Raw genomic sequence first — 23,032 nt, forward strand, 5'->3', positions numbered from 1 at the left:
AGGCCGAAAACGGCCGTTTTTGCGCCGCGACCAGCCCAGAGGCCGAAAAATGGAGCAATGTGCCCAGGTGGGCATCGTTAAGCGTGGGACTGAAGTAGGAGGCCCGGGTGGAATTCGATAGGCTAGTAGGCATGACTGAGTCGGTAGTTGTAAACGTTGCCTGGCCGTATGCCAACGGCCCCCGCCATATCGGACACGTGGCGGGGTTCGGCGTCCCCTCGGATGTGTTCGCGCGCTACCAGCGAATGCGCGGCCGCAACGTGCTGATGGTCTCCGGTACGGACGAGCACGGCACCCCGCTGCTGGTGCAGGCCGACAAGGAGGGCATCTCTGTCCGCGAGCTGGCCGATCGCTATAACCGGCAGATCGCGGAAGACCTCGCGGGTCTGGGCCTGTCCTACGACCTATTCACCCGCACCACCACCCGCAACCACTACGCGGTGGTCCAGGAGCTGTTCAAGGGCCTCTACTCCAACGGCTACATGATCAAGGAGACCACCAAGGGCGCGATCTCACCGTCGACGGGCCGCACCCTGCCGGACCGCTACATCGAAGGCACATGTCCTATCTGCGGCGCTGACGATGCCCGCGGCGACCAGTGCGACAACTGCGGCAACCAGCTGGACCCGGCCGATCTGATTAACCCGGTCTCCAAGATCAACGGCGAGACCCCCGAATTCATCGACACGGAGCACTTCCTGCTGGACCTGCCGTCGCTGGCCGACGCCCTGCGCGAGTGGCTGTCCACCTGCGAGGACTGGCGCCCCAACGTGCTGAAGTTTTCCCTGAACCTGCTCAAGGACATCCGCCCGCGCGCGATGACCCGCGACATCGACTGGGGCATCCCGATCCCGGTCGAGGGCTGGGAAGAAAACTCCGCCAAGAAGCTGTACGTGTGGTTCGACGCGGTCATCGGCTACCTGTCCGCCTCCATCGAGTGGGCCCACCGCACCGGCAACCCGGACGCGTGGAAGGACTACTGGCAGAACCCGGAGGCTCGCCACTACTACTTCCAGGGCAAGGACAACATCACCTTCCACTCCCAGATCTGGCCGGCCGAGCTGCTGGGCTACGCCGGCCGCGGCGCCAAGGGCGGCGAGCAGCACGCGCTGGGCGAGCTGAACCTGCCGACGGAGATCGTCTCCTCGGAGTTCCTGACGATGTCCGGCTCGAAGTTCTCCTCGTCTAAGGGCGTGGTCATCTACGTCAAGGATTTCCTGAAGGAATTCGGCCCAGACCCGCTGCGCTACTTCATCGCCGTCGCCGGCCCGGAGAACACGGACACGGACTTCACCTGGGACGAGTTTGTCCGCCGCATCAACAACGAGCTGGCCAACGGCTGGGGCAACCTGGTCAACCGCACGGTCTCGATGGCGCATAAGAACTTCGGCGAGGTACCGGCCCCGGCTAGCCTGAGCGAAGCCGACAAGAAGATCTTGCAGCTGGCGGAGGAGTCCTTCGCCACCGTGGCCGAGGCCCTGGAGCACTCCAAGTTCAAGGTGGCTATCACGGCGGCCATGCACGTCGTCGGCGAGGCCAACGCCTACATCGCCGACCAGGAGCCGTGGAAGCTGGCCAAGGACGACAGCCAGCGCGAGCGCCTGGCGACGGTCCTGTGGACGGCCCTGCAGGTCGTCTCGGACTGCAACGTCATGCTCACCCCCTTCCTGCCGCACATCGCCCAGAAGGTCCACGAGACCCTGGGGCGCACCGGCGTCTGGGCGGCGGAACCGCGCATCGAGGAAGTCGCCGACGACCTGCCGGTCGAGCTCGTGGGCGTGGGCCTGCCCCCGCAGGGCCACACGTACCCCATCATTACGGGCGATTACGACCAGCAGCAGGCCACCTGGGCCCGCGTGGACGTTGAGTCGGGCACCGCGCTGGCCAAGCCGAAGCCGCTGATCGCCAAGCTCGATCCGGAGCTGGGCGAGGCCGGCCCGGAGTGGGCGCCGGTCCAGAAATAACCGGACGTGCCCTGAAGACCCCTGCTACTGCCAGCGGGATCTTTTATTTGAAGTGGCGCTGCAGATGCACCAGGCCCAGGCGCTGGTCGTGCTTGGTGTGGATATTCGGCATGCGGCCGGTTTCCTCGAAGCCGAGCTTGCGGTGCAACGCCAGGGAGGCCTCGTTGGTGTCGACGATGTAGGTGATCATCGTGTGAACGTAGGGGTTTTCGCCCGCGTGCTCGACGACGGCGCTGAGCAACGCGGTGCCGACCCCGCGCCCGGTGGCGGCGGGGGAGAGGTAGATGGTGTCCTCGACGGTGCCGTAGTAGATGCCTGGGATGACGAACTGGAAGTAGGCGGCGAAACCGATAACGCCGCTGTCGTCGGTGGCGACGAAGACGGGGTAGCCGTCGGCGTCCAAGTCGGCAATCCACTTGGCGCGGTCGGCGCCGGTCTCCTGCCAGGTCACGAGGTTGTTGGCCGGCTCGGCGTTGGTGCCGGCGTTGAAGATGTCGGCGATGGCGTCGGCATCGTCGGCTGTGGCGCGGCGAATCTGGAAATCTGCCAAGGTGTTGACTCCTTAGTGCGTACTGCGGTTGTTCCGGTACGTTACAGTATTCCGCCTATAATGGCGCCATGTCGAAAAAGAAGCGCCCGACCCCGCAACCTGCTGAATTTATCCCGCACCTGGTGGATGCCCACACCCACCTGGCGTCGACCGGCGAGGCCGCTGAGCTGGTGGAGCGTGCCCGCGCCGCCGGCGTGGAGAAGCTGTGCACGGTCGGCGACGGCCTGGAGGAGGCGGCCGCCGCGCTGCGCACCGCGCAGGAGTTCCCGGACGTCTACGCCGCCTGCGCCATCCACCCCACCCGCGCCCAGGAGCTGGACGCGCCCGCCCGTGAGAAGCTGCGCGTAATGGCTGCGGATCCGCGCTGCGTGGCCATCGGGGAGACCGGCCTGGACACCTACTGGATTAAGCACAGCCCGGAAGACACCGCCTCCCTGGAGGTCCAGGAGGAGGCGCTGCGCTGGCACATCGATCTGGCGGTGGAAACTGGCAAGACGCTGATGATCCACAACCGCGAGGCGGACGCAGACTTGCTCCGCGTGCTTGCCGATGCCCCCGCCCCGCCGCGCACCATGCTGCACTGCTTCTCCTCGCCGCTGGAGGTGGCCAAGGAGGCCATCGACCGCGGCTATATTTTGTCCTTCGCGGGCAACGTCACCTTCAAACGCAACGAGGAGATGCGCCAGGCCGCCGCGCTGGCCCCGGCGGGGCAGCTGCTGATTGAGACGGACGCGCCGTATATGACGCCGGAGCCTTTCCGGGGGTCCCGTAACGAGCCGGCCTTCATCGGGCACACCGCGGCGTGCGTGGCGCAGGCGCGCGGGATGCGCGTCGAGGAGCTGGCAGAAGAGGTCTCGGCGACCTTCGACGCGGTCTACGGGCTGGCTTAAAGCCTAAAGTGTGGCGATCTTCACAAACACCGTTTGTGCAGGTGGCCGGTGGTGTCTGTGAATGCAGTGGTAGTTGGTGGCGTTGGGATGGCTGTGTCTGTTTAGTGCTCGACTGAGCTGGGCTGTTATCATACTGTTATTAAAAGTTGACGCCCCAGGCCGCAGCCACGTGAATTTACGTGAACCGCGTGCGGCTAGGGCGCACCCACGTGGATAACACCATGGGCAAAACCAGCCGTGTCCCCAGCAGAAGAAAGCTCAGAGAGTTTAGAGTTCGATGACTACTTCCCACCAGATTAAGCGCATTAACAACACTCGTTCCCTGCCCCTGCGTATCGCCACCGGCGGCGTGCTGGGCACCCTGGCCGTCGGCGGCGTCGTGGCTGTCGGCGCCCAGAAGGACGTCACCGTCGATGTCAACGGGGAAGAGGTTGCGCTGGCTACCTTCGCCAAGGACGTCGAGGGCGCGCTGGATAGCGTTGGCGTCCAGGTCGGCGACGAGGACGTGGTCTACCCGGCCCCGTCGGAAGACCTGCGCGGGGGCGACACCATCACCGTGCGCACCGCCAAGCCGGTGGCCGTGACCGTCGATGGCGCGCAGCAGAAGCTGTCCTCGACCGCTCTGACCGTTGAGGACCTGGTCGGCCAGCTGGAAAACATCGCCCCGGGCGCGGCCATCCTGGCCGGCGGCTCCGAGGCTAACGCCTCCGACAAGGTCACCGAGAACATGTCGCTGGAGGTCGTCAGCCCGAAGATCGTCCGTATCAACGACGGCGGCAAGATTGCTTACACCAAGATCGCGGCCAAGACCGTCGGCGACGTGCTGAAGGACCGCGGCATCGAGGTCGATAAGGACGACCAGGTCACCCCGGCCGTCGACGAGGAGCTCACCGAGGGCATGGAGATTAACGTCGACAAGATCTCCACCGACGAATTCGACGTCACCGAGGAATTCGACGCCGAGCCGAGCTACGTCGACGACCCGGAGCTCGAGGAGGGCGCCGAGGAGGTCCGCGAAGAGGGTACCCCGGGCGAGCGCACCAAGACCTTCCGCGTGGTGACCAAGAACGGCAAGGAAGAGTCCAAGGACGTCATCAAGGAAGAGGTCCACAAGGAGCCGACCGCCGCCGTGGTCGCCCGCGGCACCAAGAAGGCCGCCTCCGCCCCGGCCGTGGCCGGCGGCTCGGTCTGGGACTCCCTCGCGCAGTGCGAGGCCGGCGGCGACTGGAACATCAACACCGGCAACGGTTTCTCCGGCGGCCTGCAGTTCACCCCGTCCACCTGGGCGGGCCACGGCGGCACCGAGTACGCGCCGGAGGCCTGGCAGGCCACCCGCGAGCAGCAGATTGCAGTCGCCGAGCGCGTGCAGGCATCGCAGGGCTGGGGCGCCTGGCCGGCCTGCACCGCCAAGATGGGTCTGCGCTAAAACCCCGCGGGCATGGACTAAGATGGGGGCCCATGAGTGACACCCTCCTGGGCCCGCAAGAAATCCGCCAGCTGGCGCAGCAGCTGGAGGTAACCCCCACCAAGAAGTGGGGGCAGAATTTCCTGCTGGATCCGAACACCATCCGCCGGATCGTCGCGGCCGCAGAGGTGGGCCCAGACGATCAGGTCATCGAGGTAGGCCCAGGCCTGGGCTCGCTGACCCTCGGGCTGGTCAGCCAGGCCGCCCAGGTCACGGCCGTGGAGATCGATCCGCGCTTGGCCGGGCAGCTGCCGATAACCGTCGCCGAGCGCGATCCCGCCAACGCGGCGAAGCTCGCCGTGGTGGAAAAGGACGCGCTGAAAATCACCGCGGGCGAGCTAGGGGAGCCGACCGCGCTGGTGGCCAACCTGCCGTACAACGTCGCGGTGCCGGTGCTGTTGCATCTGCTTGCGGCCTACCCGTCCATCGAGCGCGTGCTGGTCATGGTCCAGCTGGAGGTCGCCCAGCGCCTAGCGGCGCAGCCGGGCAGCAAGATCTACGGCGTGCCCAGCGTCAAGGCCGCCTTCTACGGGAAGGTGCGGCAGGCGGGCACCATCGGGCGCAACGTGTTTTGGCCGGCGCCGAATATTGAATCGGGCCTGGTGCGCATCGACTGCTATCGCCCGGGCCAGGCGCCCTGGCCGGTGACCGAGGAGGCTAGGGCGCAGCTCTGGCCGGTTGTCGATGCCGCCTTCGCCCAGCGCCGCAAAACCCTCCGCGCCAGCCTGTCCGGGCACTTCGGCTCGGCGAACGCGGCGGAGGAGGCGCTGCGGGCGGCGGGCATCGACCCGCGTCAGCGCGGCGAGAAGCTGGCGGTGGAAGACTTCGCCCGGCTGGCGGGCATTGCCGGCGCGGCGGGGGAGGCGAGCTAATGAGTGATTGTGCGGTGAGGGCGCTCGCGCACGCCAAGGTCAACCTGCACCTGGGCGTCGGTGATGCGCGCGAGGACGGCTACCACGAGCTGGTCAGCGTCTTTCAGGCCCTGGATATCCACGACGTCGTGGAGCTGACAACCCGCGGGAGCGTGCGGCCGGACGAGCCAGTTGTGGTTGCCATGGACGTGTCTGGCGCTTACGCGCAGGGGGTTCCGGCCAACGAGCAGAACTTGGCGTGGCGTGCCGTGGAGATGGTCGCGCGGGGCTTTCGGGACCGCGGGGTAGGCGAACTGCCCGGTATCCATATCGGCCTGCGCAAGGGGATTCCGGCGGCCGGCGGGATGGCCGGCGGCTCGGCGGATGCGGCGGCGGCACTGCGGGCGGCCAACGAGGTCTTCGCCCGCGCGGCCGGGTGCGCCGGGCTGGGGGAGCCGGAGCTGTACCGGGCGGCCGAAGAGCTGGGGTCGGACGTGCCGTTTACCCTGCTGGGTGGTACGGCGTTGGGTACGGGCCGGGGAGAGAGGCTCGCGGAGATGCTCACGCGCAGTTCTTATCACTGGGCGCTGATTACCTCCGCGGAAGGTTTGTCGACCCCGGCGGTCTTCGGCGAGCTGGACCGGCTGCGCGCGGCCGGGCAGGGCGGTCAGCCGCGCCTGGACGCGCAGCCGGTTTCGCAGGCGCTGCTGCGCGGCACGCCGGAAGCGCTGGCCGAGGCGCTAGCGAATGACCTGCAGCCAGCGGCGCTGAGCCTGCGCTCGGACCTGCGCCAGACGCTGCGGGTGGGCAAGGCCGCGGGCGCGCTGGCTGGCATCGTCTCGGGTTCGGGCCCCACGTGCGCTTTCTTGTGCGCGGACTCGGAGGCCGCGGCCGACGTGGTGGGGGAAGTCACCACGGAAATCCCGGGCACGCGGGGACTCGTAGCGCGCGGGCCCGCCCGCGGGGCGCACCTAGTGGAGACGCCGGGTTCAGAGGATTAGAAGACTTCCATCTCCGTGACCGGGGTCTCCAGCTCGACCTGTTTGACGACTTCCTTCTTGAACAAGTCGATGATGACCAATTCCTTCTGGTTGGCGTCGGTGACATACGCGTAGCCGTTTGCGGCCTTCAGGATGGGGCCGGGGGCCTGCCATTCCTCGTTTTCGGTCCACGGGGAAATAGCCTCGATGCTGTCGGTGACCTCGGCCGAGTCCGGGTCGATGACGTTAAGCTTGCCGTCGGTGGTCAGCACCAGCCCCTCACCGAGCGGGCCGCGGGCTAGGGAGCGGAACCAGTAGCTGCCGTCCAGGTCGACGGTGCGGGCGGAGTGAGCCTCGGTGTCGATGAGCGCGACGGAGGTGGGGCGCTCGTGTTCGGCGTCCGCGTCGGTCTTGTTGTCGGCCAGGATGATGTTGGATTCCTCCGAGCCGGCGGCGTTGCCGGAGCGCTGGTAGCCGTCCTTGCCGGCGAACGCGGAGACGTCGACCTTGTGGAATTCGGAGCCGTCGAAGACGACGGGGCCGTCCTCGCAGCCGAAGACGATGTTGCCGTTTTGGGCGGCAGCTTCGCCGTGCACGCCGGGACACTCGGTGGTCTCGGCCAGTGTCTTGCCGTCGGCGTCTAGGTGCTGGATGGTGTGGCGCTCGTCCTCGGTGCCCTGGGTGACCACGACAGAGCCGTCCTTGAGCGGCACAGCCACGCCGTGGTGCGGGGCGCCGGTCTCTACGGTGTTGATGGGCTCGGCGGCGGCGCCGTCGGCGACCATGTCCTCGGTCTTGTAGATCTTGGCCTTACCGTCGCCGTCGGAGAAGAGCGCGGTGTAGCCGTCGTGGCTGACCACGTGGCCGGCGTGGGGAAGGCCGGCGAAGGTGGCATCGCTGAGCGCGGGGTCCTGGGTGAAGTAGTGGAAGTGGTCGCCGTGGGCCTGGCGGATGAGCCCCATGTCGAAGGCCTGGAACTTGTCGCCGCGGGTGACCAGGGCATGGCGGCCGTCGCCGGCGGGGTTCAGGCGCTTGAAACCGGAGGCCTCCGCGCGCCCGATTTCCTCGCCGGTCTTGGCGTCCAGGCTGATGAGCTCGTCGTCGGTGCTGAGTAGGATGCGGCCCGGCAGCTGGGCGACCTCTTCCTGGCCGGCGGCGGCCTCGACCCCGTCGTGGTGGTGCTCATGCTCGGAGTGCCCGGCCTCAGTGTGCTCGGCCTCGGAGGGCTGCGGCTCGGCGCTGTCGTCGGGGCGGGAGCAGCCGGTGACCAACAGGCCGGCGGCGGTTAAAGCGGCAAGGGTGCGAATAGTCGATTTCTGCATACCGAAATATTAATGCAAATAGTAATCACCTGCAATAAGGGGTGTGGTGGGCAGCGAAGTAAGATGGTGGGCTGTTATGGCGAACCTTTTAAACTTGGAAAAAGTCAGCAAGTCCTACGGCCTGAAAGCCCTGCTCGACGGGGTGTCGCTGGGTGTGCAGACGGGTGACCGCATCGGCATCGTCGGGGTCAACGGCGGGGGTAAGACGACCCTGCTGGAGGTCTTGAGCGGCATCGCGGAGCCGGACGCGGGGCGGGTCAGCCACGCCAACGATCTGCGCATGGCGGTGGTGACTCAGCGCTTCGAACTGGACGAGCAGCTGACCATTGCCGACTGCGTCGTGGCCCCGCTGGGCCTGGAGACCTACGAGTGGGCCTCGAACGCGAAGGTGCGCGACGTGCTGTCGGGGCTGGGCATCGCCGAGCTGGGCCTGGAGACCCCCGTCGGGCAGCTCTCCGGCGGGGAAAAGCGCCGCGTGAGCCTGGCTGCGGCCCTGGTCAAGGACCTGGACCTGGTGGTGTTGGACGAGCCGACCAACCATCTCGACGTCGAAGGCGTGCAGTGGCTGGCTCAGCACCTTTTGGCGCGCAAGGTGGCGCTCATCGTGGTCACCCACGACCGCTGGTTCCTGGACACGGTGGCCACGCTGACCTGGGAGGTCCACGACGCGACCGTCGATGTCTACGAGGGCGGCTACAACGACTGGACCTTTGCGCGGGCAGAGCGGGCCCGGCAGGCCGACGCCATGGAGCAGCGCCGCCGCAACCTGGCGCGCAAGGAGCTGGCCTGGCTGCGCCGCGGCGCGCCGGCGCGTACCTCGAAGCCGCGCTACCGCGTCGAGGCGGCCGAGGCGCTGATCGCCGACGTGCCGGCCCCGCGCGACAAGGTCGAACTGATGAGTTTTTCCAAGCAGCGCCAGGGCAGGGTGGTCATCGAGCTCGAGGACGCGACCATCGCCGCCCCGGACGGACGGGTGCTGCTCGATCATTTCACGTGGCGTCTGGCCCCGGGCGAGCGCATCGGCCTGGTCGGCGTGAACGGCTCCGGCAAGACCACCCTGCTGCGCGCGCTGGCCGGCGACTACGAGCTGAGTGCAGGCAAGCGCATCGAGGGCCAGACCGTGCGGCTGGGCTGGCTGCGGCAGGAACTCGACGACCTAGACCCGCAGCGCCGGCTTATCGACGCCGTCGAGGACGTGGCCACCTACGTCCAGCTGGGCAAGAAGGAGCTGTCATCCTCGCAGCTGGCCGAGCGCCTGGGCTTTAGCCCGAAGCGCCAGCGCACCCCGGTCGGGGAACTCTCCGGCGGCGAGCGCCGCCGCCTGCAGCTGACCCGCGTGCTCATGGCGGAGCCGAACATCCTGCTGCTGGACGAGCCGACCAACGATCTAGACATCGACACCCTCCAGGAGCTGGAATCCCTGCTGGACTCGTGGCCGGGCACCCTCGTGGTCATCTCCCACGACCGCTACCTCATCGAGCGCATCGCCGACAACGCCTACGCGCTGTTCGGGGACGGCAAGCTCACGCACCTGCCCGGCGGCATCGACGAGTACCTGCGTCGCCGCGCCGAGCAGGAAGCCGCCGCCGAGCGCGGGGTCATCAACCTAGGCGACGGCGAGTCCGCGGCGCCGGAGAAGAAGGGCCTGTCGCAGGCCGAGGAGCGCACCATCACCAAGAAGATGAACGCGCTCGAGCGCAAGATCACCAAGCTGGACCAGCAGATAGACCAGGTCAACCAGGAGATGGCAGAGGCCGCGGAGCAGATCGATACTGAGCGGCTAACGGCGCTGGATGCGACACTGAAAGGCCACCGACAGCAGCGCGAGGAATTGGAAATGGAATGGTTGGAATGGGGCGAAAAGCTGGAAGCGTAGCGTTAGACCACGCGCGCGACGTCTTTTCCCGGCTCAACGCCTGGGGCGCGCTGGCCGCCGCGATCTTCTTCGTTATCGGGCTGACCCCGTCCATCCTGCCGCGCACCTGGTACTACCAGGGGCTTATCTGCGGCCTGGCGGCTGGCCTGGGCTACCTGGTGGGGCTCGGCCTGGAGTGGCTGTGGACCCGGATCGTTAGGTGCTACCTCGCGCCGCGCTACCGCTGGCTCGACACGGAGACCTGGTCGCCGCGGCAGCGGACCTTCACCGCCTACGCCTTCTACGCCGTGCTGGGCATCTGGGTGCTGGCGGTGACCTTCTACTCGGTGCGGTGGCAGCGTGACGTCGCCGATAACTTCTCGGTGCCGGCGCTGAGCCTGCCCAAGTATCTGTTGGTCCTGCCGGTGGCGTTGGCCGTGTTCACCGCGCTGGTCATCGTTGCCCGCGGGCTGCGGAGCCTGGTCCGCGCGCTGGGGCGGGCGATCCCGGGCAACTGGCCGCTGCGCCGTCGCCAGCTCATCGCCGCCGCGGTGGTGGCCGCGCTCGGCGTCTACCTGCTCGACAGCGTGATCCCGGGCGTTATCGTGCGCGCCGGGGAGAAGATCTTCACCGCCCAGAACGCCGAGCCCGATCCGGTCACGCGCGCGCCGGTCAACTCGGAGCGCTCCGGCTCGCCCGACTCCGTCATCGATTTCGACGGGGTGGGACTGCAGGGCTCGCGCTTCCTCAACGCCGGGGCCTCGCGCGCGAAACTCGAACGCGTGACTGGGCGCCCGGCCAAAGAACCCATCCGCGCCTATGCGGGCCTGGGCAACGGCGCGACGAACACGGATCGCGCCCGCTTGCTGATCGAAGAACTGGAGCGGACCAACGCCACCGAGCGCGAGGCCATCCTGCTGGTGATGACCACGGGCACGGGCTGGATCTCGTCGTACTCGGCGCAGGGCTTCGAGCTGCTCTACGGCGGGGACACCGCGGTGGTCGCCACGCAGTACTCGGCCATGCCCTCGGCCTTCCATTTCCTGGCCGGTGGCGAGCAGGTCGAGCGCGCCGGGCAGGAATTTATCACCCCGATCGTCGACTGGTGGAACACGCTGCCGCGCGACGACCGCCCGCGGCTCTACCTCTACGGCGAGTCGCTGGGCACCACCGGCATCGAGGCGGCGTTTTCCGGGGTCCGCGACATCGCCAACTCCGTCGACGGCATCCTGCTGACCGGCCCGCCACACTTCAACCGGTTGCGCACCCAGTTCGTGGAGCGCCGCGACCCCGGCACCACGGAGATCAACCCGGTCTACGCCGGCGGTCTGGTGGTGCGTTTCGCCACCACCAGCGCCCAGGCCCGCGAGTGGGCCAGCCTGCCGGAGCAGGACTGGGGCCCGACCCGCATGCTGTATATCCAGCACACCTCGGATCCGGTCAGCTGGTGGTCGCCGGGGCTGGCCTGGCGCGAGCCCGACTGGATGAGCGAGGACACTCAGGTCAGCCGCGGTTCCACGATGTCCTGGTTCCCGGTGATCACCTCCCTGCAGGTCGCCGCTGACCTGCCGGGGGCGAAGAACGTGCCCGACGGCGTGGGGCACAACTACGGCGAGTCCGTCATCGACGGTTTCGTCTCCATCGCCGGCTCGGAACTTGCCGCCGAGCGCGACCCGGGGGAGCTGCACCGGCAGTTCGCCGAGCTCGACGTCGACAAGTACTAGCGGGCACTCAGACCCAAAGGATTACAAAGCGGTATCGATCCGCCGCCACGGGCCAACTCGCGTGGCGAAAGCCGGGCGCGGCTGGCAAGGTCGGGGTTATGTGCAACCACCGTCGAACTCGTAAGTTTTCTACTGTCCTGGCCGCCGTCGCCGTGAGCCTCGGCGGGACGCAGGCCGCCCAGGCCCAGGCGCTGCCGCAGCCGGCCGACCTGTCCTCCCAGGCAGGCGCCCAGGTCGAGCAGCTGTCCTCGCAGATCCCGCAGGTGGAGCTGCCCGCCCCAGCCTACGAGGCCGCCGATCGCTTCGGCATCCAGCTGCCGGCCTTCATCGCCCCGCCGCAGGGGGCGGCCTTCGCCCAGGTCCGCTCCGATCTTGGCGCGGCCACCCACGCCCACCTGGTCAAGCAGGGCCACCACCCGAACCAGCGCGCGGCGGGCATCGCCCAGCAGTGGGCCGACGAGGCCGCAGCCGGCAAGGTGAGCTTCGACGGCAAGGTCGGCCACGGCACCGCGGCTGCCGATGCCGGCGAGGGCTCTGTCCACCGCCTGACCGAGCAGGAAGCCCGCGAGCGGACCGCGTGGCTCAATCGCGACGTCCCGGTCACCCGGATCGACGACGGCCGCGGCTTCGGCGTGGACACCGCCACCGACGGGAAGTTCGTCTACGTGGCCGAGTTCTTCCTTCGCTAACGGGAACTAAAGGCACCACAGGGCGCGGGGAAGCCACTCATCGCCCGTGCGATCAGCGCCTCCCCATGAGCTAAGGCCCCATCCACCCAGCCGGGTAGGATGGGGCCATGATTTTCATCAACGTTCAATTCCACGTCAAGCCCGAGTACGCCGAGACCTTCCTCGATGAGATCGACTGGTACACCCAGGCCTGCAACGCCGAGGAGGGCTGCCTGGACTTCAAGTGGTTCCGGGATCCGGAAGACCGCCAGAAGTTCCTGCTGCTGGAGGCCTACGCCGACGGCAAGGACGTCGACCACGTCCAGTCCGAGCACTTCGAGCGCTCCTGCCGCGAGTTCCCGCAGTACCTGGTCGAGACCCCGGATATCATCAACTTCCACATCGAGGGTAAGGAGTCCTGGGACAAGATGGCTGAATTTAAGGTCGAGGACTAGACCTCGCACTTAGTCGTCGTGGCCTTCTCCCCGTGGGCATAGCGCAACAGCCCGTAGTAGAAGGCCAACGCATATTGGTCGGTGCCCACGCCCGCCACCGGATGGATCCCGTCTTCGCGCAGGTAGTTCGGGTCGTGCTGGGCGTGCGAGCACCAGTCCGCTAGGTAGACGTTGTCGTATTTCTTCACCGCGGCGATGGTCTCCTGCCGCGCCGTGGTCATCCAGTTGCGGTCGCCATGGGGGGTGGCGATAAGCACCGTGCGCTCTGGCCCGATTGCCTTCATCATCTGATCGATTTCATCATCCAGCTGCGGGCCGTTGGTGCCGAATCCCAAAAAGACCGTGTCCCGCAGCTGGCCCGAGTCCGCGAGCTGCTGGATGGCCGACAGACCCTGGTCGTAGTGCCGGGAGACCGCCGCGTCGATATAGATGCCGGGGAAGCGGTCCTGTAGCGACTGGCTGGAGGCCAGCATCACGGAATCACCCACGGCCGTGATCTCGTCGCCGCTGGGCATGGGGTGGACCATGTCCGGGCTCTTCTTGTCCTCCGTGGCCTTGTCATTGGCGGCACCGCCCTGGCCCGCGCCCTGCTCGCGGGGCGCTTGGGCGTTGTTGGACTGGTTTTGGGCCGCCAGGTCATCCAGCTCCTGCTCGAAGGAGGTCTTGTCGCCGGAGTGGGTCAGGCCCCAGGCGATGCCGCCGAGAGAGCTGAAGACCAGCACGGGGACGAGCGGCCATGCCGCCACCTTCCACGCTGAGCGCAGCGTGACCCAGTCGGGGCGGGCGGACCAGAAATCGCGGGCGGTGGTGCGGTAGCCGCGGCGGCGCAGCGGGTTTTCAATGCACCGGTAGCTCAGCTCCGCCAGCCCGGCGGAGAGCAGCAGGGCGACGATGTCCACGGCCCACACGTGTGCATCCCCGGTGAGCTCGCGCAGGATGATGACGATGGGCCAGTGCCACAGGTACAGGGAGAAGGAGCGCTTGCCGGCCCAGCGCATGAAGCGGTTGGCGAACAGGGCGTTGAGTACCGGGCGTTCGGCCATGATGCCGCAGATGATCGTCACTCCCAGCACGCTGGAGGCCAGCAGCCCGCCGCGGTAGGTCAGCGCCAGGTCGTCGGCCATAAACAGCAGCTGCGCGGCGTAGGCGACCAACGCGACAAGGCCTACGGCCTCGGCGACGCGCCGCCCGGACGCGGAGTAGTGCGGCCACGCGGGCGCTTCCGGGTTCGGGTTGCGGGTGGTGATGATAAGGGACAGGCCCGCGCCGGCCAGCAGGCCGAAGGCGTGGGTATCCGTGCCGTAGTAGACACGGGTCGGATCTTCGCCCGGGGTGACTAGCCAGGCCATCGCCAGTGCGGAGGCCACCCCCAGCGCCAAGCTGACTCCGAGCGCTAGGCGCCGCGTTTGGCGCCTGCCCAGGGAGAACAGCCCCAGGATAATCAGCGGCCACAGCAGGTAGAACTGTTCTTCCACGGCCAGGGACCAGTAGTGGGCGAAGACCTGGACCTCGTTGTCGGCGAAATAGGACTGGGAGGTCGCGATCTGGACCCAGTTGTTGGCGAAGAAAAGGGTGCCGAAGAACTGCTCGCGCAGGTTGACGGCGATATCGCCGCCGATGGCGCCGACCAGTGCCGTGCAGATCGCCAGCACCGTCACGGCCGCCGGCAGGATGCGGCGGAAACGCCGGCCCCAGAAGTCTCGCAGGCTAATCCCGCCGGTCACGTCGAATTCTCGCACCAAAAGCGAGGTAATCAGGAACCCGGACAGGACGAAGAACATGTCCACGCCCAGGTAGCCGCCCGGCAGCACACCGCCAAAGAAGTGGTAGACGATGACCGCGGCGACCGCCAGTCCGCGCAGGCCGTCGAGGGCGGGCACGTAGCGCAGCCGCGCAGTGTTCTTCTTCCGCGGTTGCTTTCCTCCCGCGGCGGTGCGGACACCGCTAACCTCCCGTGGGCGCGGGGCCGCAAGTACGGACCCGTCCTTGCCGCCTGCCGGCAGCGCCGCCGGCGCGGCTTTGGCCACGCGGGGTTTCGGGCCAGTCGCAGCCTTCGGAGCAGCCGCTGCCTTCGGGGCAGTGCCCACCACCTGGGGAGCGGCCTTGACCACCGGGCGCCGGCTAGTTGCCGGCGCAGCTGTGCGGCCAGCGGGAAGCGCCTTGCGCACCGGGTTGGGCTCGAGCGCGCGTTGCGGCTGGGGTACCGAGGCAGGCAGAGCGGTCGGGGCTACAGGCGATGCCGAGTCCTGCTTTGCCGCCTCGCCGGGGCTGCTCGGTTCCTTCTTCGCTACGCGCTTGCCCAGTTTGCCGGCCTTAGAACTCACCACTCGCTCCTACCTAGCTTGGGGGAAATAACCGCGCCCTGATCTGCGAGTGAGACTCCTTATCAGGGCAATGGTGGGGATTATTCTCCAAACCAGTGGCGGAGTACTTCTAACACGCCGTTGCGAAGATTGGAGGGAGCTTGGAGATCAGCGATCTCTTTCAGGCGGGAGTGAGCATTTTCCATCGCCACGGCGGTGCCGGCGGCCTGGAGCAGCTGAAAGTCGTTGAGGTAGTCGCCGAAGGCCGCGGTCTGCTCCATCGGGATGCCCAGCTTCACGGCCAGCTGTTTCAGTGCGTTGCCCTTGTCCGCGTTGGCGGACATGACGTCCAGCCAGTTCTTTCCGGAAATGGCCAGGTTGTTGCCCGCGGCCGCGGCCCGCAGGTGCGGGGCGACGTGCTCCTCGGAGTCGGCGGTGCAGTAGACCGCCAGCTTGACCAACGGCTCGGCGGCCGCAACTGGGGCGAGGTCGTCGACCACGGTCACGGAGTGGTAGTACTTGTCGATTTCGGCCCGGATGGCAGCTGGGGTACTCGCGGTGACGTAGGCCGTTTCCGGGGCGCAGAGGACTACCGCGTAAGTATGGGCGCTGTCGATACCCGCGCAGGCGTTCAGGCAGGCAGTGACCACGTCGGCGGGCAGCTGCGTGGTGTCCACCACCGTGCCGCGGTGGCTGACCACGGTCCCGTTCTCCGCGATGAAGGAGTCGATGCCGTGGATGCCGGCGAACATGTCGCGGAGGGTGGCCAGCTGCCGGCCGGACGCCGGCACCAGGAACACGCCGCGGTCGTGGAGCCGGGCGGCGAGCTCGGTGAAGCCGGCGGGGATGCGGCCTTCGCCGTCGAGGAGGGTTCCGTCCATGTCGAGGGCGATGAGCCGGGGAGTATGTGCAGGCATAATGATCCTCCGTGAAGTGTGGGGCTGCGGCGCCGCTGTGTGACGTGGAATACTGGATACCATGACTGAAAACAACGATGCCGCAGTAATTCTTGACGTCCGCAACAGTACCGGAGTGGTGGAGCTCAACCGGCCCAAGGCCTTGAATTCCCTCAACCCGGAGATGGTCGACAAGATTGTCGAGGGCCTGAACCAGTGGCGCGACGACGACGCCATCGAGCAGGTGCTTTTTGTCTCCCGCAGCCCGAAGGCCTACTGCGCCGGCGGCGACGTGCGCGCGGCGCGGGAGGGCCTGCTGGACGGCAAGGTTGCCGAGGTCGATCAGTTCTTCGAGGACGAGTACGCCATGAACGCCCAGCTCGCGCACTACCCGAAGCCAGTCATCGCGCTCCTCGACGGAATCGTCATGGGCGGAGGAGTAGGGATCTCCGTGCACGGTAGCCACCGCATTGTCACGGACAAGACGTTCGCGTCCATGCCGGAGATGAACATCGGCTACGTCACCGACGTCGGGGCGGGTTTTGCCGCCCAGCGGGTGGTGGGCACGCGCGGGAAGTCCTCGCCGGCGCTGGCGAAGTTCTGGGCGCTGACCGGCTACCGCATGTATGCCGCCGATCTGCTCTACTCCGGCCTGGCCACCCACTATGTCAAGGACGCCGAGGCCGTGGAGAAAGACATCGTCGAGCGCGGGATCGATTCCGCGCTGGGCGAGCACTACACCCAGCCGGGCGAGGCGGCCCCGCTGGCAGAAATCATCGACGACATTGAAGCGGTCTTTAGCGCGCCGACGTGGGAGGAAATCTCTAATCGGCTGCCCCAGGCCGGCAACGAGGATCTAGCCCGCAAGGTCGCGGAGCTTACCCAGGCCGCCAGCCCGACCTCGCTGGTGGCCGCGGCCGAACTCCTGGCGGCCGAGGAGCGCGCCGACAGCGTCGACGACGCGCTTGCCATGGAAAACGCGCTCGGGAAATACCTGCGCGGGCTGCCCGACTTCCGCGAGGGTGTGCGCGCGGTGCTAGTCGACAAGACCCAGGACGCGACCTTCACGCCGGCTGCTATAAGCGACGTCGACGTGGAAGGCATCCGCGCGGCGCTGGGCAGCGTGTAGACACGCGGCGTTAAGCCTAAGCGGGCCGGTAGAGCGGGCCGTCGATGGCCCACTGGTAGGTCTCGACGAGGGAGCGGGTGGCCGCCTCCCAGGACCACCGCTCGGCCTCGGCGCGCGCGGCCGTGCCCAGCGCAGCGCGGCGTTCGGCATCGCCTAGCACGCCCGCCAGGGCTTTGGCCCACGCGCTATCGGAGGCGTCCTCGTCGACGAGCAGGCCGGTCTTCCCATCGTCGATGACAAAGGGGATCCCGCCCGCACGGGTGCCTACCACCGGCACGCCGGAGGCGAAGGACTCGAGGGCGACTAGTCCCAGGGTCTCGGTCCGGGAGGGGAAGCAGAAGACGTCGCCGCAGGCGAAGGCCGCGGCCAGCTCGTCGCCGGACAGGTAACCGGTAAAGACCGCCTCGTCGGGGCTGAACTGGGCCGATAGCTGCTCGGAGTACGGGCCGGCGCCGACCACCGCCAGGCGCGCGCCGGGCACGCGCTCGCGCAGGCGCGCCATGATGCCGGGCAGCCGGTCCAAGTCCTTTTCCTTGGACACGCGCCCCACGTAGGTGACCAGCGGGGCCTCTGGGTGCCCGTCGGTCAGGCGGGAACGCATCTGCTCGCTGTAGCGCTGCGGGTAGTAGTTGTCCGTGTCGACGGCCTTGGGCCACAGCGAGACGTTGTTGATGCCCAGTTCTTGGGCGCGCTCGACCATGGGGTCTGAGGTACAGAGGTTTTCTACCGCCTGGTTGTGCAGGTAGCGCAACGCCGCCTCCGTGGTGGGCCGGGCCCAGCCGATGCCTAAGGCATCTACGTATTCCGGCAGGTTCGTGTGGAAGCTACCCACCAGGGGCAGGGCCTCGCGGCGCGCCGCCCACACACCCAGGGCCGCGGTCCAGATGGGGTTGACCACGTGCACGACGTCGGCATCGAAGCGCCGCAGGCGATACAGCACTCGCGGATCTGGCAGGCCCCATTTCAGCTCGGGGTAGACCGGCCACAGGGACAGCGAGGGGATGGAGACGACCTCGAAGCCGGCGTAGGCGGCCGGCGGGTTACCGGGGGCGAATACTAAGACCTCGTGCCCGGCGGCGTGCAGCTGCCGCAAGGTGTGGGTCAGCCGGGTGACGACCCCGTCGATTTTGGGCAGGAAGACTTCCGTGAAGATGGCAATGCGCACGGTAGCTGCTCGCCCTATTCGTTCTCGGGAACGCCGGCGGACTGCTGGGCGGTCCACAGGGAGCGCGCCGGGATCTTGGACCGGTCCACGCGGTCGCAGTACTTGCGCGCGACGTCCTCGACCTCCTGCAGCAGCCCCTCGGACAGGGTGGTGGGCTCAAGGCCCAGGCGCAGGAAGGTGTCGTTGGAGACGTGCAGCTCGTTCTCGGCGGACTCCTTGCGTGGGTTCGGCACGTAGGCGACCTGCGCGCCGGAGAACTTCGCGACCAGCTCCGCCAGGTCGCGCACGCGGTGGGTCTCGGTCATCTGGTTGATGATCTTGACTCGCTCGCCCCGCTGCGGCGGATTGTTCAGGGCCAGCTCAATGCAGCGGACCATGTCGCGGATGTGGATGAACGCGCGGGTCTGCCCGCCGGTGCCGTGGACTGTCAGGGGGTAGCCGACGCCGGCCTGGACCAAGAAGCGGTTGAGCACGGTGCCGTAGTCGCCGTCGTAGTCGAAGCGGTTAATCAGCCGCTCGTCCCGGCGGGTCTGCTCGGTGTGCGTGCCCCAGATGATGCCCTGGTGGAGATCGGTAATGCGCAGCTCGTCGTTCTTCGCGTAGTAGGCGAAAAGGTGCTGGTCCAGCACCTTGGTCATGTGGTAAACCGAGCCCGGATTGGACGGGTAGAGGATGGACTGCTCGACCGGCTCCGAGCCCGGGACCTCCACCTTGACGTCCAGGTAGCCTTCCGGGATCTCCATGCCGGCGGTGCCGTAGCCGTAAACCCCCATGGTGCCCAGGTGGGCGACGTGGATGTCCTGGCCGGACTCGACCACCGCAGTCAGCAGGTTGTGCGTGGCATTGATGTTGTTGTCCACCGTGTAGCGCTTGTTCCGCGAGTTCTTCATCGAATACGGCGCGGCGCGCTGCTCGGCGAAGTGGACGACGGCGTCCGGGTGCTCGGTGTTGATGAACTCCAGCAGCCCCGCGTAGTCGTGGGCGACGTCAATGCGGTGAAAGCCGATGGTCTTGCCGGAGACTTCCTTCCAGGCCTCCAACCGCTCGTCGATGCTGCGGATCGGGGTGAGCGATTCGGCTTCGAGCTCGGCGTCAATGGCGCGCCGGGAGAGGTCGTCAACGATGTGCACGTCGTGGCCCTGGTCGGACAGGTAGAGGGCTGCGGGCCAACCGCAGAATCCGTCCCCGCCCAGAATGGCTACCTTCACTGTGTGATACTCCAATAAAACGATCGCGAATAAGGAAAACCTGAAAAAGGCCTAGACATGAATTTTACCCTGATCCAACGCGTACGGCGCTGGATCAGGGTAAACCTTCAGTGAATATTTGCCCGAGCGGCCTGTGACGCTCGGGACTTGGCCCCGGCTAGGTGATGGAACGCAGAGTAGCGAAGGCGCGGCCGGCTAGTTCCTCGCCCTGGGCCGGATCGCGCGGCTCAGGCAGGGCGAAAAAGGCCTTGGTCGCCGACGCGCTGGCCGCGGCGCAGGCGTGCAGGACGACCTCCGTGTCGAACTCGTCGCGCTCGGGGCTGCGGCGGGCAAAGACTTCGCGGATCTTCTCCGCCACGCGCTCGGCCTCGTCGCGCTTCACATCGGCACAGGAGGTCTTCTCCAGGTAGTCCATGACCATGAAAAAGGACGTCACCGAATGCAGCTCCGGGGCGGTCCGGCGGAAACCGTCGCGAACGATGTCCTCGAAGATTTCGGTCGTGCTGGCCTGCGCCGGGTACTCGTCCACCTTGTCGACGATGAGGCTAACCGCGTCGAGGGCGAACTGGCACAGGCACTCGTTCACGCTGGAGTAATAGTTGTGGAAGGTGCGGGCGGAAATGCCCGCCTCCTCCGCCACGTGAGAAACCGTGAGCGCCTCGGCGCCTTCGGCTAGGTAGATGCGGCCAGCCGCATCCGCTATCGCCTGCCGGGTAGCGCGTTTTTTCGTTTCTCGGAGATTACTCATTGCCAGTCAGTGCTTTCTTGAGCTTGGTCCACCAGGAAGCCTTGCCCGAAAGGTTATCGCTTCGCTGCACCCGGGCGCCAGTTTCGGATTCCTTATCGTCGCCGCTCCGCGCCGGGGTGGCCGGGCCGGACACGGCGTAGTCGCCGGCGCGCCGGGCTGCCACCACGTGGGCGGCGTAGCCGCCGTGCTCCGGGTGGAAGTCCGCGTAGGTGGCGCGGCGCTGCTCCGCTCCCGCGTCGGCGTTGCCGGTTGAGGTTTCGGTAGCGGTGGCCGCAGCGGTGGCCGTGGCCGCGCCGCCGGCAGCTGCCGTGGTTCCGGCGGCCGGGGTGCGGGCCTGGTCGGGTTCGCCGCCGTCCATCAGGGCCACGCGGTTGGCGGTGAGCGCCTCGCCCTCGATATCCATGTTCGGCAGGGCCTTGTCCAGCCACTTGGGGATCCACCAGGCCTTGTCGCCCAGCAGGAACATGGTGGCCGGGATAATGGTCATGCGGACCACGAAGGCATCGATAGCCACGCCGATGGCCAGGGCGAAGCCCATGGTCTTAATGAAGGGCTCGTCCATGAGCATGAAGGCGGCGAAGACCGAAATCATGATCAGGGCGGCGGCGGTGACCACGCGGGCGCCGTGCTTGAAACCGTTGGAGGTCGCATTCCCCGCGGTCTTGCCGTGGACGTAGCCCTCGCGCATGCGGGTGACCAGGAAGACCTGGTAGTCCATGGCCAGACCGAAGGTCAGGCCAATGAGCATGATCGGCAGGAAGGACAGCAGCGGCTGCGGATCGTCGATGATGCCGAAGCGGCCCTCCTGGAAGATGGCCACGGTGATGCCGAAGGCGGCGGCCATCGAGCCCGCGAAGCCGAGCGCGGCGATGAGCGGGACCCAGATGGAGCGGAAGACCAGCAGCAGGACGATGAACGCCAGGCCCAGGACCACAGCGATGTACGGGACGAGGATTTCCGTGAGTCGCTCCGAGATGTCGTCGAAGATTGGGGTCACGCCGGTGATGCCGTATTCGCCGCCGGTCTCCTCAGTGAAGCCGGACTGGTAGGAGCGCAGCGCGTTCAGGGTGTCCGTGGTGGCCTCATCGGTAGCCCCCGTGGTCGGGGTGATGAGCACCTGGGCGGCGTCCAGGTTGTCCGTCGTCTGGACGATCTGGGCGTTTTCGACGCCCTCGGTGCCGTTGAAGTCGGCCAGCAGCTGTTGGAAGGCCGGCATCCGCTCTTGCTCGCTCACACCAGCGACGTCGACGTAGGCGACCATCGGGGCGTTGCGGCCCTCGCCGAAGGCGTCGGCGGTGATTTCGTAGGCATCGCGCTGCGGGCTGCCCAACTTGGCCGAGCCGTCCGTCGGCATGGCCAGGGACAGGTTGGCGGCCGGGATGGCCAGGATGCCCAGCAGGACAATACCGGCGACCAGGTTGGTAACCGGGCGCGCGCGGATCTGGCGGACCCACTTGAGCCCCATGGTGGGCTTCTCGTCCTCTGGGTCCGGAACCTTCGGTCCTGGCACGCGGCCGGCGAAGATCTTGGTGCCCAGCAGGCCCAGCAGGGCCGGGATGAAGGTCAGGGCGACCAGCACGGCGATGGCCACGGTGGCCGCGGCGGCGATGGCCATGGTGCCCAGGAAGGGGATGCCGATCATGGTCAGTGCGACCAGGGCGATGACCACGGTGGTGCCGGCGAAGACCACGGAGGAGCCGGCGGTGCCCAGCGCCATGCCCATGGAGTGGGCGCGGGTCTTCTTGTCCATCTTCTTGAGCTCTTGGGCCAGTTCCTTCGGGCTCAGGTTGTTCAGCCCGGAGGAGGTGATGAGCTCGTTGCGGTAGCGGTTGACAATGAACAGGGCGTAGTCGATGCCCACGGCCAGGCCGATCATGGAGGCCAGCATCGGGGTCATATCCGAGATGGTGTCGGTGAAGATGGTGCCCAGCTGCACTCCCAGCAGGCCCACGCCGACGCCGATGACCGCGGAGATAAGCGGCATGCCGGCGGCCACGAAGGAGCCGAAGGTAATCAGTAGCACGATGGCGGCCACGGCCATACCAATGAGCTCGGCGGTCATGTTCATCTCTTGCCCGGCGGCGGAGAAGGCATTGCCGCTGTACTTGACCGTCAGGTCTCCGGAGTCGTAGTCGCCCATGACGTCGGTGACCGCCTCGCGGTCGGCCGCGTCGATCTCCATGACCTCGGGCGCGTCGAAGGTGATGGTCAAAGTGCCGGTGGTCTTGTCCTCGCTCAGCGGGGACAAGGCCTTGAGGTTGGACTGGATCTGTTCCTGGGGCATGCCCTGGGCGGCCATCTGCTCGCCCATCTGCTTCTGCATGCCGCCGGCGGCCAGCACCGGGTTGACCATCTGGTCCGTGTCGGTCAGGACATCGGTGGCCTTGAGCTCATCGACGAGCTTGTCGACCTCGCCCATCACGGCCGGATCGTCCAGGGACTTGCCCTCCGGCGCCTGGATGACCACGTTGCCGGTGGGCTCACTCATGGCATCCGAGTCGTTGCCGAAGCGCTCGTTCATCTTGTCTTGGGTGACGGTGGAATCCATGTCCGGCATGGAGAAGTTCGGATTCGGCTCTTTAGCGAAGCCCGCGGTCAGGCCGGCCATGGCGACCAGCAGGACGAGCCAGAAGGCCAGGAAAGGCCAGACCTTCCGGTACGACCAGCTGCCCAGCCGGTAGAGGTATTTAGACATAAAGCGTGCTTTCTTTCTTGCTTAGAAGAATGGTCAAACGAGAAAAGTTGGACGTCGGCCCGCTTCCCGCCGCGGAAGTCGCCCACGCGGCGGGGAGGGGAGGAAATGAAAGAAGGATTCCGGGGACGCGTGCCTAAACGTGCGCACCCTCGGAAATATTGCAT

The 23,032-nt window shown here is 67.0% G+C and carries 18 protein-coding genes; 10 read left to right on the forward strand and 8 right to left on the reverse strand.

Going from position 1 to position 23,032, the window contains the following annotated elements; genetic code table 11:
* Window positions 1–131: 131 nt before the first annotated feature.
* Window positions 132–1,964: a methionine--tRNA ligase gene (metG, locus tag CCONF_RS03980; protein WP_290225462.1), complete on the forward strand. Its 1,833-nt coding sequence runs from the start codon at window positions 132–134 to the stop codon at window positions 1,962–1,964.
* 43 nt (window positions 1,965–2,007) lie between these two features.
* Here the strand turns inward: metG and CCONF_RS03985 are convergent, their stop codons facing one another.
* A complete protein-coding gene (locus CCONF_RS03985; RefSeq protein WP_290225464.1) occupies window positions 2,008–2,514 on the reverse strand; it encodes a GNAT family N-acetyltransferase in 507 nt (168 codons plus the stop codon).
* 68 nt (window positions 2,515–2,582) lie between these two features.
* On the opposite strand from CCONF_RS03985, the gene CCONF_RS03990 reads away from it, so the two are divergent.
* The 4 genes from CCONF_RS03990 to CCONF_RS04005 all read left to right on the forward strand — a co-directional run bounded on the left by CCONF_RS03990 (window position 2,583) and on the right by CCONF_RS04005 (window position 6,721).
* Window positions 2,583–3,404, forward strand: a complete 822-nt coding sequence (locus CCONF_RS03990; RefSeq protein ID WP_290225466.1) for a TatD family hydrolase — start codon at window positions 2,583–2,585, stop codon at window positions 3,402–3,404.
* Window positions 3,405–3,681: 277 nt separating this feature from the next.
* Window positions 3,682–4,830: a resuscitation-promoting factor gene (locus CCONF_RS03995; protein WP_290225467.1), complete on the forward strand. Its 1,149-nt coding sequence runs from the start codon at window positions 3,682–3,684 to the stop codon at window positions 4,828–4,830.
* 32 nt (window positions 4,831–4,862) lie between these two features.
* The gene (gene rsmA, locus CCONF_RS04000; protein ID WP_290225470.1) at window positions 4,863–5,741 is read left to right on the forward strand and encodes a 16S rRNA (adenine(1518)-N(6)/adenine(1519)-N(6))-dimethyltransferase RsmA; all 879 of its coding nucleotides are present in this window, start codon (window positions 4,863–4,865) and stop codon (window positions 5,739–5,741) included.
* Complete coding sequence (locus tag CCONF_RS04005; RefSeq protein WP_290225472.1) at window positions 5,741–6,721, forward strand: 4-(cytidine 5'-diphospho)-2-C-methyl-D-erythritol kinase; 981 nt, start codon at window positions 5,741–5,743, stop codon at window positions 6,719–6,721. The genes rsmA and CCONF_RS04005 overlap by 1 nt, the downstream gene beginning before the upstream one ends.
* On the opposite strand, the gene CCONF_RS04010 is transcribed toward CCONF_RS04005, so the two are convergent.
* A complete protein-coding gene (locus CCONF_RS04010; protein ID WP_290225474.1) occupies window positions 6,718–8,022 on the reverse strand; it encodes a hypothetical protein in 1,305 nt (434 codons plus the stop codon). The two genes, CCONF_RS04005 and CCONF_RS04010, sit on opposite strands and share 4 nt — an antisense overlap.
* 76 nt (window positions 8,023–8,098) lie before the next feature.
* Here CCONF_RS04010 and CCONF_RS04015 point away from each other — a divergent pair, with 76 nt between their 5' ends.
* The 4 genes from CCONF_RS04015 to CCONF_RS04030 all read left to right on the forward strand — a co-directional run bounded on the left by CCONF_RS04015 (window position 8,099) and on the right by CCONF_RS04030 (window position 12,724).
* A complete protein-coding gene (locus CCONF_RS04015; RefSeq protein WP_290225477.1) occupies window positions 8,099–9,898 on the forward strand; it encodes an ABC-F family ATP-binding cassette domain-containing protein in 1,800 nt (599 codons plus the stop codon).
* Window positions 9,874–11,601, forward strand: coding sequence for an alpha/beta-hydrolase family protein (locus CCONF_RS04020; RefSeq protein WP_290225479.1), 1,728 nt, complete (start codon window positions 9,874–9,876; stop codon window positions 11,599–11,601). The genes CCONF_RS04015 and CCONF_RS04020 overlap by 25 nt, the downstream gene beginning before the upstream one ends.
* A gap of 98 nt (window positions 11,602–11,699) precedes the next feature.
* The gene (locus CCONF_RS04025; protein WP_290225482.1) at window positions 11,700–12,290 is read left to right on the forward strand and encodes a hypothetical protein; all 591 of its coding nucleotides are present in this window, start codon (window positions 11,700–11,702) and stop codon (window positions 12,288–12,290) included.
* Between the two features lie 107 nt (window positions 12,291–12,397).
* Window positions 12,398–12,724 (forward strand): putative quinol monooxygenase, encoded by a 327-nt coding sequence (locus CCONF_RS04030; protein WP_290225485.1) that lies wholly within the window; start codon window positions 12,398–12,400, stop codon window positions 12,722–12,724.
* Here CCONF_RS04030 and CCONF_RS04035 read toward each other — a convergent pair.
* Window positions 12,721–15,048, reverse strand: coding sequence for an acyltransferase family protein (locus CCONF_RS04035; RefSeq protein WP_290225487.1), 2,328 nt, complete (start codon window positions 15,046–15,048; stop codon window positions 12,721–12,723). The two genes, CCONF_RS04030 and CCONF_RS04035, sit on opposite strands and share 4 nt — an antisense overlap.
* Window positions 15,049–15,128: 80 nt before the next feature.
* Window positions 15,129–15,944 carry an HAD family hydrolase gene (locus CCONF_RS04040; protein ID WP_290225489.1) on the reverse strand — a complete coding sequence of 272 codons (816 nt, stop codon included), beginning with the start codon at window positions 15,942–15,944 and terminating at the stop codon, window positions 15,129–15,131.
* Window positions 15,945–16,005: 61 nt separating this feature from the next.
* Between CCONF_RS04040 and CCONF_RS04045 the strand changes: the two genes are divergently transcribed.
* Window positions 16,006–17,052 carry a 3-hydroxyisobutyryl-CoA hydrolase gene (locus CCONF_RS04045; RefSeq protein WP_290225491.1) on the forward strand — a complete coding sequence of 349 codons (1,047 nt, stop codon included), beginning with the start codon at window positions 16,006–16,008 and terminating at the stop codon, window positions 17,050–17,052.
* A 16-nt stretch (window positions 17,053–17,068) separates the two neighbouring features.
* Here CCONF_RS04045 and CCONF_RS04050 read toward each other — a convergent pair whose 3' ends face one another.
* The 4 genes from CCONF_RS04050 to CCONF_RS04065 all read right to left on the reverse strand — a co-directional run bounded on the left by CCONF_RS04050 (window position 17,069) and on the right by CCONF_RS04065 (window position 22,868).
* Window positions 17,069–18,217 (reverse strand): glycosyltransferase family 4 protein, encoded by a 1,149-nt coding sequence (locus CCONF_RS04050; protein WP_290225493.1) that lies wholly within the window; start codon window positions 18,215–18,217, stop codon window positions 17,069–17,071.
* A gap of 14 nt (window positions 18,218–18,231) precedes the next feature.
* On the reverse strand, window positions 18,232–19,425 hold the full coding sequence (locus CCONF_RS04055; RefSeq protein ID WP_290225495.1) for an NAD-dependent epimerase/dehydratase family protein: 1,194 nt from the start codon (window positions 19,423–19,425) through the stop codon (window positions 18,232–18,234).
* 157 nt (window positions 19,426–19,582) lie between these two features.
* Window positions 19,583–20,173: a TetR/AcrR family transcriptional regulator gene (locus CCONF_RS04060; RefSeq protein WP_290225498.1), complete on the reverse strand. Its 591-nt coding sequence runs from the start codon at window positions 20,171–20,173 to the stop codon at window positions 19,583–19,585.
* Window positions 20,166–22,868, reverse strand: a complete 2,703-nt coding sequence (locus tag CCONF_RS04065; RefSeq protein WP_290225499.1) for an MMPL family transporter — start codon at window positions 22,866–22,868, stop codon at window positions 20,166–20,168. The genes CCONF_RS04060 and CCONF_RS04065 overlap by 8 nt, the downstream gene beginning before the upstream one ends.
* Window positions 22,869–23,032 lie beyond the last annotated feature (164 nt).

The sequence above is a fragment of the Corynebacterium confusum genome, assembly GCF_030408715.1.
GTDB lineage: Bacteria > Actinomycetota > Actinomycetes > Mycobacteriales > Mycobacteriaceae > Corynebacterium > Corynebacterium confusum.